The organism is Psychromonas sp., from assembly GCF_047632955.1.
Lineage (GTDB): Bacteria > Pseudomonadota > Gammaproteobacteria > Enterobacterales > Psychromonadaceae > Psychromonas.
On sequence record NZ_JBLIED010000003.1, the window covers coordinates 166,562 to 181,441 of the forward strand.

Consider the following 14,880-nt stretch of genomic DNA (forward strand, 5'->3'; position numbering starts at 1 on the left):
AATTAGGCATATATCCAGAGTTTCGTAGACAAGCAAACAGACCCAACCTACAATAGTTAAGTATTATCGTATATATATAAGGGCAGGTTATGACTAATGAATATTATCTCACTAACAATAGTGAGCAACTAAAAGAAGATTTGCTCAACACTGTGGCTGAAGTTCGACAGGCGTTAGCTGACTTCTCCGCGGTTATTCTCTTACAGGAGAGCTGTAAACAGCGACAGTCCGTGGTTTTTTCGCTTATTGACCGTGCAGATGATCAGATAGAATTTATCGTAGATAGTTTTTTTGCTGCGAACGCAATTCAAGAAACGTTACAATTTATTAAAAGTTTTGAACTGCAGAAGGGCTCTGAGCAGGATACTAAAAAATTAGCCGGGTTTATTCAAACGGCTTTGCCTGTTGATGTTCTGGCGTTGCATATCACTCGTATCAACAGCGCCAAGGACAGATGCAAAAAAATAATTACTTCTATTAAAGACAATGATGCCAGAAAGCAGGCTGATAAACGTTTTTATTTTGTACATACCGTCTGCGGTTTCACGCATTTTGTGACCAATGAATTGTACCGGCATTTAGTGCAAATCACAGAGCCTGTGGACTCTATCTATTTTGGACTGGAGAAGCATAATAAGCACAGTTCGGTTTTTTTTCCAAAGGCAAAAGCAACTCTGCGTAATAAAAATGATCAGGATAAAGCTATCGTACGTAAAAAGCATAATTCATTACCTCTTTTTTTAGCCGAGAACAGCCAGTTATTAGCCTTAAACAAAAATGGCAAGAAAGAGGCGATAAGATACAGTTATAAAGAATAAACAAAAATAATTGATTGCTTTTAAAACAACGAAGAAGTAAATAAAACCGATGGTTATTAATTATTCCGTTAAAACAACAAACAGACCCAACCTACAAGATTTAAAATTTATGTTGTCGGCAACGTCTAGATGAAAATGTCTACGTCAAACGAATAAGTAATTATCGTTTAAATAGTTAACTCAATTCTAAAATGATTAAAAGGGTAAACCATGTACAAAAAAATCGTAGCAACAACCCTGGCGCTGATCTTTTTAACCATCAGCAGCTCTCTGGTGGCCGCTGAAAACCAAGATTTACCCATCGGCCGTTTTTCGGAAGGTAAACTTAATAACTGGGACGTTAAAGAATTTTCGAGTAAAACCGAGTACAAAATTGTTAGTGACAGCGGATCTGACCAAAACAGGGTACTTGAGGCAAACAGTAATAACGCCGCCTCAGGTTTATTTCTAGAAAAACGCATTGATCTGCAAAAAACACCCTATCTGCACTGGTCCTGGCGAACCGATAAATTATATTCTAACCTCGATGAAAGTAAAAAATCCGGCGATGATTTTGTTGCCCGTATCTATTTGCTTCTTGATGGCGGATTATTCTTTTGGAAAACCCGTGCGCTAAACTATGTTTGGTCATCTTCTTTTAGCCAAGGCCAGGCATGGCCGAATCCTTTTACGGCCAATGCAACCATGCTTGCGGTTGAATCCGGAGAAAAAAATTTAGGAAAATGGATACACTACAGCCGTAATGTTCGTGAAGATTTAAAAAAATTCCTTGGTAAAGAGGTGCGTTATATAGATGGTGTTGCGCTGATGACCGACAGTGATAATGCAGGTCAGCAGGCAACGACTTATTACGGTGATATTTATTTTTCAAAAATTCCGTAACATTTTATAAATATACGTAAGACTTTTTTTTATTAATCATGAAGCCTAAAATTGCGGCATAGACACTCTTCTTTTTAAGAGTAATGCAGAAGACATTTCAGTTTTATCTTTTATAATTTGATCTGAGCAGAACGCGGTGACAAATTTTTATCTCCGTTGCAGTGGCTTATTATTTGAATCTAAGATGTAAATTCCATTTTGATTTTTTTATTAAGCCACTGCAACAGTTCCTTTTTTTAACAAAACATTCCCAGAAAAGCAACATAACCCTTTCCTTTTCTTACAAAACACCTCTATAAAATCAACATATTGAAGGAATAATGCGACCTTGTTCCAATAAACAGATATTACTTATTTTATCTAATATAAACATTACTGAACGCAGTTATTGCCTTTTTTAAAATAGACATAATAAGGAACATTCGAATATTTAAGTTAAGGACAACCTATGTTATATCTGCAGTTTATATTTCTGTTATTAATGCTCTATACCGGTTCACGTTTTGGCGGGATCGGATTAGGGGTTATCTCGGGGATCGGCCTGACCATTGAAGTATTTATTTTCAAAATGCCACCAACATCTCCGCCTATTACTGTGATGTTAATTATTCTGGCGGTGGTGACCTGTGCTTCTATTCTTGAAGCGGCAGGCGGTTTAAAATATATGCTGCAGTTTGCGGAACGAATTTTACGCAAAAATCCTAAACGAGTGACCTTAATCGCTCCCTTTGTCACTTATACAATGACTTTATTATTAGGCACAGGACATGCTGTTTATTCAATAATGCCAATTATTGGCGATGTTGCGTTAAAAAACGGTATTAGACCAGAAAGACCAATGGCCGCAGCGTCGGTTGCATCGCAGGTGGCGATTACAGCTTCACCCATTTCGGCAGCCGTCGTCTATTACTTGGTAGAGTTATCTGGTGTTCAAACAGATATTACACTGCTCTCTATTTTAATGGTGACTATTCCCTCAACTCTTTTCGGCACACTGTTAATGTCATTGTACAGCCTCAAACGCGGCAAAGAATTAAAGGACGATAAAGTATATCAGGCACGCTTAAAAGATCCTGTTTTTAAAGAAAAGATATTAAATACCACTGCAACCACATTGAATGAAAAATTACCCGTTGCCGCACGTAATGCGGTTCTGGTTTTCTTAACCGCTATTATTTTAATTGTTATTATTGCCATGGTGCCGGAGATACGAACCATTGAGCCAGGCAGTAAACCTATTGGTATGGCCGTTATTATTCAAATGATGATGTTGGCCTTTGGTGGAGTGATTTTATTAGTCACGAAAACACCCGCAGGGAATGTCCCTAATGGAGTGGTCTTTAAATCCGGAATGGTTGCCGCTATTGCTATTTTTGGTATCGCCTGGATGTCTGATACCTATTTTCAGTTTGCCATGCCGCAATTTAAATCCGGTATTATCGGCATGGTGACTATGTATCCATGGACCTTTGCACTTGCCTTATTTGTTGTCTCAGTAGTGGTTAATTCCCAAGCTGCCACCGCGCGCATGATGCTGCCGGTTGGATTAAGCCTCGGTCTGTCACCCGCATTACTGATTGGTCTTCTGCCGGCGCTTTATGGATACTTTTTTATTCCCAATTACCCTTCGGACATTGCAACCGTCAACTTCGATACCTCAGAAACAACTAAAATAGGTAAATGGTATTTTAATCATTCATTTATGGCCGTTGGTTTGATTTCTGTGGTAAGTTCATGCGCTATGGGTTATGTGCTTGGACAGATATTTATTGCCTAAAGATGCGGAATAGTTTCTATTATAGGGAGTAGATTTAAACTAAATCTGCTCCCTTTTTTATAAGTCGTTATTAAAATAGAAGGTTATTAGTAAAAAGAAAAATAGGGCGGTTGGTTTTTGAAGTAAAAAAAAACACAGTGCGCAGGATACGCACTGTGTTTAATAAAGGATGGTAAAATAATAACTATTTTTTGGGCCACGCTTTAAAGTCGATACTTAGATCCGGGAATTTTAATGCATCAAATACCGGATGTTCAACGCCATTTTTCAGTTGATCTTTGTAGTCTTTCAAAATACGCATCAGTGTAGGGAACAACATCATTAAGGCCAATAAGTTAACCACGGCCAAAATACCCATCATCGGATCCGAGAAGAAAAATACCGCCGTTGCGCCCGGGGCAACAGCGCCGAGGAAGACCACTAAAATAACCGCAATACGCAGGATATGGACTGAAATTTTATTCTTGGACATAAAGCTTAATGCGTTTTCACCTAAATAATAGTTATAGATAATAGAGCTGATTGAGAACAGCAGGATCGCAACAGTCAGGTAATATTGTGCCCAATCGCCCAGGTGAGATACCAGTGACTGTTGGGTCAGTACGACACCGTCTATATTTGTAGCACCCGGAGCATATACATCGCCAAGCAGGATAATAAAAGCAGTACAGCTGCAGATCAGCATAGTATCGATAAACACCGATAGTGACTGAGTGATACCCTGACTAATAGGGTGCTTAACATCAGCGGTTGCCGCAACGTTAGGAGCAGATCCCAAACCGGCTTCGTTAGAGAAAAGACCACGACGCAGGCCTTGAGCCATTGCAGCACCCATTCCGCCGCCGACAGCTTCTTCTAATCCGAATGCGTTGGATACGATAGAGTGAAGAATAGCAGGGATCTCGGTGATGTTAAGAAGGATAACAAGCAGTGCCATCGCCACGTAACTGATGGCCATAACCGGAACAATAATATCAGCCGTTTTAGCAATACGTTTAATACCGCCGTAAACAATAAAGCCGGTCATCACAGCCAGTCCGAGACCTGTCCAAAGACGGTCGATACCGAAACTGTCCTGCGCTGCACCAGCAACTGTGTTTCCCTGAAAGGCGTTAAAGCCGATAGCAAATGAAGCAATCAAACAAACCGCATAAAGATAAGCCAACCAGCGGTAGTTTTCACCTAAACCGTAAATAATGGTACGTGCAGGACCGCCACGAAAACCACCATCTTCTTTACGTTTATAAAGTTGCGCAAGAGAACATTCAACAAGACTGGTTGCCATTCCGACTAAGGCGATAGCCCACATCCAAAAAACAGCCCCTGGTCCACCCAGGGTAATTGCGACAGCAACACCGGCGATATTACCACCACCGACACGTCCGCCGATTGATAATAACAACGCTTCACGGCCGGAAATTGCGTTTTTATCTGACATTTCGTCTTTGTTTAGCAGGATACGGAACATGCGTCCGAAAAAGGTAAATTGAACAAATCCTGTTACTACGGTAAAAAATAGACCTAAAATAACTAAAAATGGGATGAGTGACCATCCCCACGTGAGATCGCCAATGACCCCAAAAATCGATTCTATTAATTGCACTTTATCTCCTTATATTTTTATTTTCTGTTTCATCAAACATTATCAGTACAGCAACAAAAAATGTCACATTGAAGCACCGAAATGGCCATGAATCAATCAAGCGCCGGAGTATACAGGGTGTTCGACTTGATAGCCAATATTGACTATCAAGGTGCAGCTATATTGATATTAATCAATTAATTATAATTACACACTTAAAGCCATCTCCGCATTAAAAAGGTCAGCCTGATCATCTATTTTAAGTGCTTTAAATATTGGATTTATTGCCAAAATAGGTTTTTAAAACGCTGTTATAAAAGGCAATACGGCTATTTTTCACTCGAGTCCGCGTAACAAGCAACCTAGTTGAACGTTTCAATTAGGTTATTAGTTAGATTAACGACATAATAGGTAATTAATAGCAAACGCATCAAATAAGTTATCAGCCAGATAACCCGTTTTCGTCATATCAAGGAATCTAAATGACCGATAAAAAACCAAACAATCCCTTATACGGTCTGAAATTGGAAGTGTTACTCACTGAAATTTCTCAGCACTATGGTTGGGAGTTATTAAGTGAGGGATTAAATATTGATCGTTTTCAATATCATACCGGCATGAAATCGACCGCAAAATTTTTGCGCAATAATCAGTGGGCGAGAGAAAAGGTGGAAAACTTTTATCTCTATCAGTATAAAAATTTGCCTTACCCGGATAACAAACAATTAGCGGTTCCTCCCCGTGACCGCCAGATTCCTGTGGATCAAAAAACCGGTGAACCGGTCGATATAACAGAAGAATCGATAATACAGATAGATAAAGCATCAAAATTACGAATCTACAAAACCGTTGGTGGCGCAGCAAAAAGCAACAAAGAATCAAAAAACCGCACTTCAGAGCCGCCCTATGATCCGAGTAATCCTTGGAATTCTTGCGCAAAGTCGAACAATAAGGTTATAAAATAGCACTATCCAATAAAGAATTTTGCAGTTATAGAACAACAGGTTATTCTTAAGCCAAGCTCATTTTTTATTAAAGGACATTATATGGACATTTTATTTCAATATTTATTTAGAATTGAAGTTTTAATCTTAATCTTAGTCATCGTTATCTTAAAATCATCAATCATTTTTGTACCACAAAACAGGGCTTACCTGATCGAGCGTTTTGGTAAATACCAATCGACGCGAGAAGCCGGTTTAAATTTTATTGTTCCTTTTATTGATCGTATTGCATCAGACCGTTCGCTTAAGGAGCAGGCGGTCGACGTACCAAGTCAAAGTGCGATCACCAAAGACAATATTTCCTTAAGCGTGGATGGCATTCTTTATTTTAGAGTATTGGACCCCTACAAGGCCAGTTACGGCGTTGATGATTATGTTTTTGCGGTAACACAATTATCCCAAACAACCATGCGTTCAGAATTGGGTAAAATGGAGCTCGATAAAACATTTGAAGAGCGTGATGTACTCAATACTAATATTGTTGCGGCAATCAATGAAGCTGCCGGTCCATGGGGTATTCAAGTTTTACGCTACGAAATAAAAGACATTGTGCCGCCGCAAACCATTATGGAAGCGATGGAAGCGCAAATGAAAGCTGAGCGTGTAAAACGGGCTCAAATATTAGAATCGGAAGGTGATAGACAGGCTGCGATTAACGTGGCTGAAGGTCAGAAACAATCGATAGTACTACAGGCGGAAGCTCAAAAAGAAGAGCAGATTCTGCGCGCTCAGGGTGAAGCCAATGCTATTATTGCAGTCGCCGAGGCGCAGGCCGAGGCGTTATACAAGGTTGGTGAAGCCGCCAATACCGAGCAGGGACAAAAAGCGATTCAACTTGATTTGGCGACTAAAGCAATTGAAGCTAAAGCCGCTATTGCTCGAGAATCGTCAGTGGTGTTGTTACCCGATAGTGGCAATGATGCGGCCTCTATTGTCGCACAGGCAATGACCATTATTAATACCTTAAATAAAGGCTAATTATGGAATATTTTTTAGCGCATTTAGCACAAAGTTTTATCGTATTGGGACTTATTTTATTAGCGATTGAAGTCTTGGTATTGGGTTTTTCAACCTTTGTTTTGTTTTTTATTGGGATCGGTGCCATAGCGACCGGTATCTTAATGGCGCTTGGGATTGTTCCGCAAACTTTTCTTAACGCATTATTGATAACCGCGATCATCTCTGCTGCCGCAGCTTTAATCAGTTGGAAACCAATGAAAAATATGCAGAATAAAGTTGAATCAAAACCGGTAGATAACGACATGATCGGACATCGATTCGTGTTAACCGAAGACCTGTTAACCGGAAAAACGGTCACTCACCGCTATTCCGGCATTAATTGGCAGGTCACAGCACAAGAGCCACTGTCTGCCGGAACTGAAGTCCAGATAATCGAGATAGAAGTCGGTTTATTGACCGTTGCTAAGGCTGACTAAGAGACCAAAAAAGCTCAACAGACTGGACCTGATAGTACAGTCATTTGAGCTTTTTCTTTTATTTGAAAATATGACTGCAATCTCATTGCATTTTTTAAAATCAATGATTATCCTGCAACAATTAACAATTAACAATTAACAATTAACAATTAAACCCCAATCAATAAAACAAAAAAATGTTGTTATCTTATATTTATGGGTTATTAAACAGGTCTATACATGAAATCTAGATATCACATTGTAATCCTAGTCACTTTTTTATTAGTGACACTTTCACTGATTATCTCCACGGTGAATTATGCTATCTCTCTAAATTCAACAGGCGTGCAACTCAGAGAAAGTTCTTTGCCGTTAACCGTTGATAACATCTATACAAAAATTCAAAAACAAATTATCGAACCGAATCTTGTCTCGTCCATGATGGCCAATGACACCTTTCTTAAAGACTGGTTAATTAATCATGAAGGCGATGTTGATAAAATTTCAACATACCTTGAAATGATTAAAAATAAACACAATATGCTGATCACCTTTCTGGTCTCTGAAAAGACCAAAAACTATTATACCGCCAACGGTTTATTAGAGCAGGTTGCGCAGGATAATCCAAATAATGCCTGGTATTTTAACTTTATACAAAGCCCTAATAAGCATGAGATTAACCTCGATTTTAATGATCATATTGATGATTCCATGATTATGTTTATTAACCACAAAATTTATGATCAGCAGTATCATATGATTGGCGCTACAGGTATCGGTTTAAAAATTTCCTATGTAAACGAGATGCTCAATTACTTTAGACAAAAATATCATTTTAATGTTTATTTTTTAAATAAATCCGGTGAGGTTGTCCTCTATGAGCATGGCGTTAACCCGCTAAGGAATATTAAAGACGTTAAAGAACTGAACGACATGAAAGATTTAATTATCAGTAAAGAGTCTAAGCTGCTTGAATATACAAAGGATAACCAAGAGTATTTAATAAATACAAAGTATATTCCCGAGCTGGATCTTTATTTAGTGGTAGAAGCAAAACTTTCAGAATTTTTGCAGAATGTGAAAAAAACATTCTATTTCAACTTGATATGTTCACTCTTTGGAACGCTCCTGATAGCCTTTTTAATATTAAAAAGTGTCAACAAGTATTATAAAGAGATCGACTATCTTGCTAAATATGACGACTTGACCCATTTAAAAAATCGCCGCGCATTTAATGAAGAGCTGGAGCACTTTTTATTACTGTGCAAACGCCGCCATAGCCATTTATCGCTGACATTTTTTGATTTAGATGATTTTAAAAACATCAATGATACCTTTGGGCATCAAATTGGGGATAAAGTGCTGCAACGTATTGCCGATATTTTAAAGGAGAATCTTCGTCAGACGGATATCATGGGCCGCTGGGGGGGAGAAGAGTTTATTGTGGCTTTTATTGAGACCGAATTGGAAGATGCAAAGTTCATTGCTGACAAAATCAGAGTTCGTATTGAAAAAGATGAAGTTTTATCTCAATTAACCAATGCACAAGTAACGGCCAGTTTTGGTATTACAACTGTCAATACTCATGACTCGGTGGATTCATTATTAAATAGGGTCGATCAAGCACTCTATAAAGCAAAAGATAATGGGAAAAATCAAGTTGTTTGCATTTGACAAAGAGATCATTTCTGATCTATTGACTTAAAATAGCAAATAAGAATAAATTGCAATAATCTTTGAATTGAAATCATCATTGATGGAATGAGTAAGGCGCCGACAGAAATTAAATCAGCGCCTTTGCAACTTGCTGCGCGGTGTATTTTATACAAAAAATCCTTATTTCAACACTAACAGGCAGTGCTGAACATTTTTGTGAACAATAAAAGACTTACTGATTTTATTTAGTTTCACCGTCCATTTTTTTCTCAATATCATCGACCATCTCTGTCGCAGCATCTTTGGTTTTATCGTACGCATCTATGCTTTTATCCATTGCATCATCGGTTATCTCTGTTGCGGCATCTTTGGTTTTATCATAAGCATCTATGCTTGCATCGCTCAGATCATCCGCCATTTCTGTCACTGCCCCTTTACTGGCATCGTAGGCATCTTCGCTTGTATCCATTGCATCATTAGCCATCTCCTTTGTGCCATCAACAACATCTGCGCTGCTCTCTTTGACGCTATCGAGCATATTTTCTGTTTTATTCTGAACATCTTCATTGAGTTGTTCTACTGGTATTTCTTCGGCTTTGTCTTGTTCCATCGCTTTATCACCACTGTCACAAGCAGCAAGCGCACCTAATATAAACGCGCTAATCACAAAATTACGTATCATAGTATTTACTCCTACGGTTCTTATTCTGAAACTATTATGGTCCGAGCTTAACAAGCATTGCACATATCAGAATAGCAGAAAATCTAAAGACTCACATTCGGCGTGGAAAAAAACAGTCGATCGATATAAGGAAAATATTATTAAAATAAATACTTGATTAATAATTCAGGTTCTATATAGTATTCGTCAGCAAAAAAAGAAAGCCTTTTGTTTACATACTTCATTTCGTTGTTTTATTCCTAATACACGCTCTGTAGTTTTTAAGTGCCAGACTGTTTTTACGCTATTTAAGCCTATTGAAGGCAATTTTCATTAAAATTACAGGATATTATTATGTCTAATACAGTACAAGGAACCGTTAAGTGGTTCAACGAATCTAAAGGTTTTGGTTTTATTGAGCAAGCATCTGGTCCAGATGTATTCGCTCACTTTAGTGCTATTGCAAGCGAAGGTTTCAAAACTTTAGCTGAAGGCCAAAAAGTAGAATTCACTGTAACGCAAGGTCAAAAAGGCCCGCAAGCAGAAAATATCGTAGCACTTTAATCTGTTGTGATATTTTAGCCTCTAATACAGGTTAAATTTACAAATAAATGGTAAACCTTTGCAGGTTTGCCATTTTTTTTATCCATTTTAAAGCGGTCGAAAATCCTGCTATATTTTAATAAAAAATCTTATCTTTGTTTCTGCTTTAATTTATTACTGTCCATCTAATGACCGTAAATCTAGTTTTATTTATCTTACTATCAACTATATTTATTACAGGACATTGTCTGCGCACTGTAAAGTTACTGACCCTGGCCTTTCTAAGCTGTTTTGCAACCTAAGTGTATAAGAACCCTAGGATGGAATGATGAGCAATGAGCGAACCGATTCCCCAATTACGCCTGATTATGAGCCATTACCTCATACTCATTCTGCGCAGGAAGTCACTGCAAAGCTTGAAGTAGAACACCAATCCGGTCTGTCAACGAAGCAGGTCAAACAAAGATATTCTCAAAATGGGCCTAATCTTCTGCCCGAAGCTCCTGCTCGCAGTCCTTGGTCAGTTTTCTTAATACAGTTCAGAAGTATTCTGATTCTAATTCTACTCGCTGCGGTGCTTCTCTCTGCGCTGATCGGTAACATTAAAGATGCCGTGGTCATATTTATTGTGGTATTGATCAATACCACAATGGGCTTTTATCAGGAATATCGGGCCGAACGAAGCCTGGCAGCCTTAAAGGATATGCTACCCGTTAAAACACAGGTAAAACGAGACGCACAAAAGATTGAAATTCCAGCCGCACAATTGGTAGTAGGGGATGTGGTGTTGTTAGAGGCGGGTGATCGTATACCCGCTGACGGCAGGTTACTTATCGCCGCCGGACTGGAAGTTGATGAGTCAGCATTAACGGGCGAATCGCAAACGGTGGCAAAAGACAGCCGGGCACTGTCAACGCAGGACTCGGCACTGGGTGAGCGAATCAATATGCTCTACATGAACACGATTGTCAGCAAGGGACGCGCAGAATTTGTGGTCACTGCAACGGGAACACGAACCGAAACAGGGCTCCTTTCAAAGGAGCTTGCAGCAACCAAAGAATCGCCCACACCTTTACAGATTCAGCTTGATATTCTTGCCAGGCGTCTGGCGGCAATTGCTCTGAGCTTAGTTGGGTTGATGGCTTGTCTAGAGTTACTGCGCGGTACTCAGCTTAGCCATATTATGCTGGACGCTATTGCGCTGGCTGTGGCTGCCATACCCGAAGGTTTACCTCTGGTTATCACCGTTACCCTGAGCCTGGGTATGCTGCAAATGGCGCGGCAACGAGCGATCGTCAAACGTCTGGCCAGTGTGGAAACACTGGGCTGTACAACGGTTATCTGTTCCGATAAAACCGGCACGCTTACCCTCAATCAGATGACCGCTCGCGTTTTTTATTACCACGGGGCGCGTTTCAAGGTTTCCGGTGAAGGCTACCAAGCAGAAGGCACTATTTCAGCCTTAGGCGATAATAAACAAAAGCATGACTTAAAGCCGCTTATGATTGCGCTTATTCTCTGCAACGACAGTAATGTCAGCGATGCAAAGGTAACCGGAGACCCTATGGAAGCCGCCTTGCTTATTCTGGCTAAGAAGGGAGGAATATCCTGCGTTGAGATTAACCAACGTTTGCCGAGAATTGCAGAAGTTCCCTTCGACTCAAAGTACAAATTTATGGTTACTTTTCATAAAATTGATGATCAGGTGCAGTTATTCGTTAAGGGAGCACCGGATGCCTTGCTGCCATTGTGCGAAAATTTTCATACTGATAATGGCAACAAGCAGTTATTAAGTCCCGCTGAGCGCGAAAAGATCGACGCTGAATATATGGCCTTCGCCGATGGTGGCCTGCGCGGATTACTGATAGCAACACGGCTTATCCCGTCAGAGCGGTTCAATCCAGACGCTGATCTTATGCAATGGGTAAATGAACTGATATTTATTAGTCTGGTAGGTTTGCAGGATCCACCAAGACCCGAGGTAAAGGCTGCTATTAAACAGTGCAGACAGGCGGGTATCGCGGTTAAGATGATCACCGGCGATCACAAGGCAACCGGTAACGCAATAGCAAAAGAACTTGGTATGAAAGGACCTGCTGTCACCGGTGCTGAACTGGATTTGTTGGACTCTGCTAAGTTCTCCGCGGTGATCGATCAAACAGTCTGTTTTGCGCGCGTTAACCCGGTACATAAAGTTAAAATAGTGCGGGCGCTACAATCGATGGGACATGTTGTTGCAATGACTGGCGACGGTGTCAATGACGCACCCGCGCTTAAGAGCGCCGACATAGGCGTGGCCATGGGGATTGCCGGCAGCGCAGTGGCAAAAGAGGCTGCAACAATGGTGCTGGTTGATGATAATTTCGCTACTATCGTGCTCGCTGTACATCGCGGGCGGACACTGTACGATAACATTTTGAAATTCGTGCGCTTCCAGTTATCAACCACAGTCGGTGCTATCTTAACGGTGTTTTTGGCGCCACTGTTAGGATTGCCCGGACCATTTACCCCGGTTCAAATCCTCTGGATTGCGATTATCATGGATGGTCCACCAGCCGTATCACTGGCATTAGACGCCGGACGTTTGGGCATTATGTACGAACCGCCGCGGCGGCGTAGCGATCCCATTCTGCCATTTTCTCGGCTGCTTAAAATTATCACCTACGGTATGACAATGATGCTTGGTACGCTTGCTGTTTTGTACTTCGCGCTGCAGACGGGCACCGAGCAACGCGCGCTGACCCTGGCATTCTCAACCTTTGTATTATTTCAGGTGTTTAATGTATTCAATGCTCGCAACGAATTTGGCTCTGCTTTTAACCCGCGTTTGTTCACTAATATAATGCTTTGGACATCGCTAACTGCAGTGGTTATTCTTCAAACGGTTGCAGTGCACTGGCCGCCTGCGCAGGCAATCTTCGGAACAGGTGGCATGAACTATTCAGACTGGAGCATAGCTTACGGCGTAGCGGCCTCGATTTTGTTTCTTGAAGAAGGGCGCAAGTTATTAACTTTATTTTTTATGCGCTTACGTCTCTAGCGGCGCAGACATTAACCGAGTTGCTAATCTTTAACCTCATAAATAACTTAACTACGGGTTGAAAACGCTACCTTATTTATTTTTTATAACCTGAATCTTTGAAATGAAAACGTCTCATGAAAGGCCGGTAAAATCGGCTGGCAAGCAGTAAAAACAAAATAATTAACAACCACGAGGAGAAACTGCCAGCCTGAACATAAACTCTATCAACATAAAGCCTATCATAGTCGCCGCTCTCTAATGGCAGAGCGTAAAGAGCTTGGTTATCATTCGAGCTATAGGTCGCAACGATTTCATCATAACCGACCTGGTATAAATCAATTAATAGATCGTAGTTATTTGAGTTATATCCTGACGCAAAACTAGTAATAACTTCGTATTCATCTTGATCACTGTCACTGTGAATAATAAAATCATCCGTGGTGTAATAATTGATCCAGGGACCGCCATTGTCACTTAAATATAATCGTGCGTAGACAGCGCTGCTATCATTACTGTCATAGCTGTATATATCTGCATCAAAAATGACGCTAAATGTTTGGTAGTAACCATCACCATCAAAATCATCCAATAGTGTGGTAAAAGCGTTGTAAATAGTGAACTCTGGCGCATAACTTCTGCTCATAGGCTGTGCTAATACGCTTGTTTTTTGCGCATTCCGGATTTCTCCAGTTGCTTTGCCTATTAGCTGGTCTGAAAGGACGGAGGTATAATTAGTGTCAATTATATTTAAGCGCATTTGATCGTTTATTGTCTCTGATAGTACCCCATAAGAAATCGTGCTTTGGGTTGCAGTTAGCTCATCAGCATTTACCGGATCGATCATTGAAGATCCAAAAAGCATCACTAAAGCAATTAAAGTAGCGTTAACACCTGACGATACTTTTTTCATATTTATTATTGCGTTGTGCTTTGGTATTTTGATTAATTGACTATTCATCGCTTACTCGTATTGATAGGGTTATTGATGACTATTAAACCCTATTGAATATGAACCTAAGCTGAACAGCTGTTTTCTACATTCGAACCAGTGACAGTTTGCTTTATTTGTAAACAATGAGTGCTTTGAAGAAAAAGAAATGTGATTAACTTCTTGAAAATAAATGGTCTATTTTTAGTTGGATGATAATTTATTGAATAATTTCAAAATTCTGGACGCGCAAGGTGCGGAAAGTGTTTTTGTAAACCGGTTATTTCTTTTTATAACAAACCCAAACGCCAGTTTCTTGCATTAATAGTGCTGTTTTCCAGCACCCAACCAGGAAGTATTCTATTTCCCTAGTTAAGTTCATTATGTCTTAACTAGGGGAGGGATCTATTAAACCACGTCATAACAGTAAAGATTTCTAATCGCTTTTTGTGCATTTTCATTTTTTTTCCTAATTAAGAGGTGCGAATAATCCCTCTTGTGAACTCCTCCTTCGATTTTATTAACTGTTTATATATTTGAGAACAAGGGTAAATACGATTGCTACTGCAGTCCAGCATGGAAAAAATCAGAG

At 40.0% G+C, this 14,880-nt stretch carries 12 protein-coding genes; 9 read left to right on the plus strand and 3 right to left on the minus strand.

Translation table 11 applies throughout. The annotated features are described in order from the left end of the window. Positions 1-89 precede the first annotated feature (89 nt). From ACJAZP_RS04015 to ACJAZP_RS04025, 3 genes are all read left to right on the plus strand, one after another. Complete coding sequence (locus ACJAZP_RS04015) at positions 90-818, plus strand: DNA replication terminus site-binding protein (protein WP_415229443.1); 729 nt, start codon at positions 90-92, stop codon at positions 816-818. Positions 819-1,028: 210 nt separating this feature from the next. Continuing rightward, positions 1,029-1,700, plus strand: coding sequence for a DUF3047 domain-containing protein (locus ACJAZP_RS04020; RefSeq protein ID WP_415229444.1), 672 nt, complete (start codon positions 1,029-1,031; stop codon positions 1,698-1,700). A 448-nt stretch (positions 1,701-2,148) separates the two neighbouring features. Beyond that, positions 2,149-3,477: an anaerobic C4-dicarboxylate transporter gene (locus ACJAZP_RS04025; RefSeq protein ID WP_415229445.1), complete on the plus strand. Its 1,329-nt coding sequence runs from the start codon at positions 2,149-2,151 to the stop codon at positions 3,475-3,477. Positions 3,478-3,661: 184 nt separating this feature from the next. Here ACJAZP_RS04025 and ACJAZP_RS04030 read toward each other — a convergent pair whose 3' ends face one another. Further along, the gene (locus ACJAZP_RS04030; RefSeq protein WP_415229446.1) at positions 3,662-5,080 is read right to left on the minus strand and encodes an alanine/glycine:cation symporter family protein; all 1,419 of its coding nucleotides are present in this window, start codon (positions 5,078-5,080) and stop codon (positions 3,662-3,664) included. Between the two features lie 461 nt (positions 5,081-5,541). Between ACJAZP_RS04030 and ACJAZP_RS04035 the strand changes: the two genes are divergently transcribed. The 4 genes from ACJAZP_RS04035 (at position 5,542) to ACJAZP_RS04050 (ending at position 9,152) form a co-directional block, all read left to right on the plus strand. Next, positions 5,542-6,024, plus strand: coding sequence for a VF530 family DNA-binding protein (locus ACJAZP_RS04035; protein WP_415229447.1), 483 nt, complete (start codon positions 5,542-5,544; stop codon positions 6,022-6,024). An 81-nt stretch (positions 6,025-6,105) separates the two neighbouring features. Beyond that, entirely contained in the window at positions 6,106-7,041 is a 936-nt protein-coding gene (locus tag ACJAZP_RS04040; protein WP_415229448.1) for an SPFH domain-containing protein, read from the plus strand. A 2-nt stretch (positions 7,042-7,043) separates the two neighbouring features. Beyond that, positions 7,044-7,499 carry an NfeD family protein gene (locus ACJAZP_RS04045; RefSeq protein ID WP_415229449.1) on the plus strand — a complete coding sequence of 152 codons (456 nt, stop codon included), beginning with the start codon at positions 7,044-7,046 and terminating at the stop codon, positions 7,497-7,499. Positions 7,500-7,718: 219 nt separating this feature from the next. Further along, the gene (locus ACJAZP_RS04050; RefSeq protein ID WP_415229450.1) at positions 7,719-9,152 is read left to right on the plus strand and encodes a diguanylate cyclase; all 1,434 of its coding nucleotides are present in this window, start codon (positions 7,719-7,721) and stop codon (positions 9,150-9,152) included. Between the two features lie 223 nt (positions 9,153-9,375). On the opposite strand, the gene ACJAZP_RS04055 is transcribed toward ACJAZP_RS04050, so the two are convergent. Next, positions 9,376-9,816 carry a hypothetical protein gene (locus tag ACJAZP_RS04055; protein ID WP_415229451.1) on the minus strand — a complete coding sequence of 147 codons (441 nt, stop codon included), beginning with the start codon at positions 9,814-9,816 and terminating at the stop codon, positions 9,376-9,378. A gap of 333 nt (positions 9,817-10,149) precedes the next feature. Between ACJAZP_RS04055 and ACJAZP_RS04060 the strand changes: the two genes are divergently transcribed. Together ACJAZP_RS04060 and ACJAZP_RS04065 are read left to right on the plus strand one after the other, a co-directional pair. Then, positions 10,150-10,359, plus strand: a complete 210-nt coding sequence (locus ACJAZP_RS04060) for a cold-shock protein (protein WP_011770217.1) — start codon at positions 10,150-10,152, stop codon at positions 10,357-10,359. A gap of 307 nt (positions 10,360-10,666) precedes the next feature. After that, positions 10,667-13,378 carry a cation-translocating P-type ATPase gene (locus ACJAZP_RS04065; protein ID WP_415229452.1) on the plus strand — a complete coding sequence of 904 codons (2,712 nt, stop codon included), beginning with the start codon at positions 10,667-10,669 and terminating at the stop codon, positions 13,376-13,378. Positions 13,379-13,454: 76 nt separating this feature from the next. On the opposite strand, the gene ACJAZP_RS04070 is transcribed toward ACJAZP_RS04065, so the two are convergent. Beyond that, on the minus strand, positions 13,455-14,318 hold the full coding sequence (locus tag ACJAZP_RS04070) for a choice-of-anchor H family protein (protein WP_415229453.1): 864 nt from the start codon (positions 14,316-14,318) through the stop codon (positions 13,455-13,457). Positions 14,319-14,880: the final 562 nt, after the last annotated feature.

What these genes read in the sequence shown, in the direction of transcription:
- ACJAZP_RS04025 (WP_415229445.1), top strand. Translation starts at nt 2,149, where the DNA reads ATGTTATATCTGCAGTTTATATTTCTGTTATTAATGCTCTATACCGGT.
- ACJAZP_RS04050 (WP_415229450.1), top strand. Translation starts at nt 7,719, where the DNA reads ATGAAATCTAGATATCACATTGTAATCCTAGTCACTTTTTTATTAGTG.
- ACJAZP_RS04060 (WP_011770217.1), top strand. Translation starts at nt 10,150, where the DNA reads ATGTCTAATACAGTACAAGGAACCGTTAAGTGGTTCAACGAATCTAAA.
- ACJAZP_RS04035 (WP_415229447.1), top strand. Translation starts at nt 5,542, where the DNA reads ATGACCGATAAAAAACCAAACAATCCCTTATACGGTCTGAAATTGGAA.
- ACJAZP_RS04015 (WP_415229443.1), top strand. Translation starts at nt 90, where the DNA reads ATGACTAATGAATATTATCTCACTAACAATAGTGAGCAACTAAAAGAA.
- ACJAZP_RS04040 (WP_415229448.1), top strand. Translation starts at nt 6,106, where the DNA reads ATGGACATTTTATTTCAATATTTATTTAGAATTGAAGTTTTAATCTTA.
- ACJAZP_RS04055 (WP_415229451.1), bottom strand. Translation starts at nt 9,816, where the DNA reads ATGATACGTAATTTTGTGATTAGCGCGTTTATATTAGGTGCGCTTGCT.
- ACJAZP_RS04070 (WP_415229453.1), bottom strand. Translation starts at nt 14,318, where the DNA reads ATGAATAGTCAATTAATCAAAATACCAAAGCACAACGCAATAATAAAT.
- ACJAZP_RS04065 (WP_415229452.1), top strand. Translation starts at nt 10,667, where the DNA reads ATGAGCAATGAGCGAACCGATTCCCCAATTACGCCTGATTATGAGCCA.
- ACJAZP_RS04020 (WP_415229444.1), top strand. Translation starts at nt 1,029, where the DNA reads ATGTACAAAAAAATCGTAGCAACAACCCTGGCGCTGATCTTTTTAACC.
- ACJAZP_RS04045 (WP_415229449.1), top strand. Translation starts at nt 7,044, where the DNA reads ATGGAATATTTTTTAGCGCATTTAGCACAAAGTTTTATCGTATTGGGA.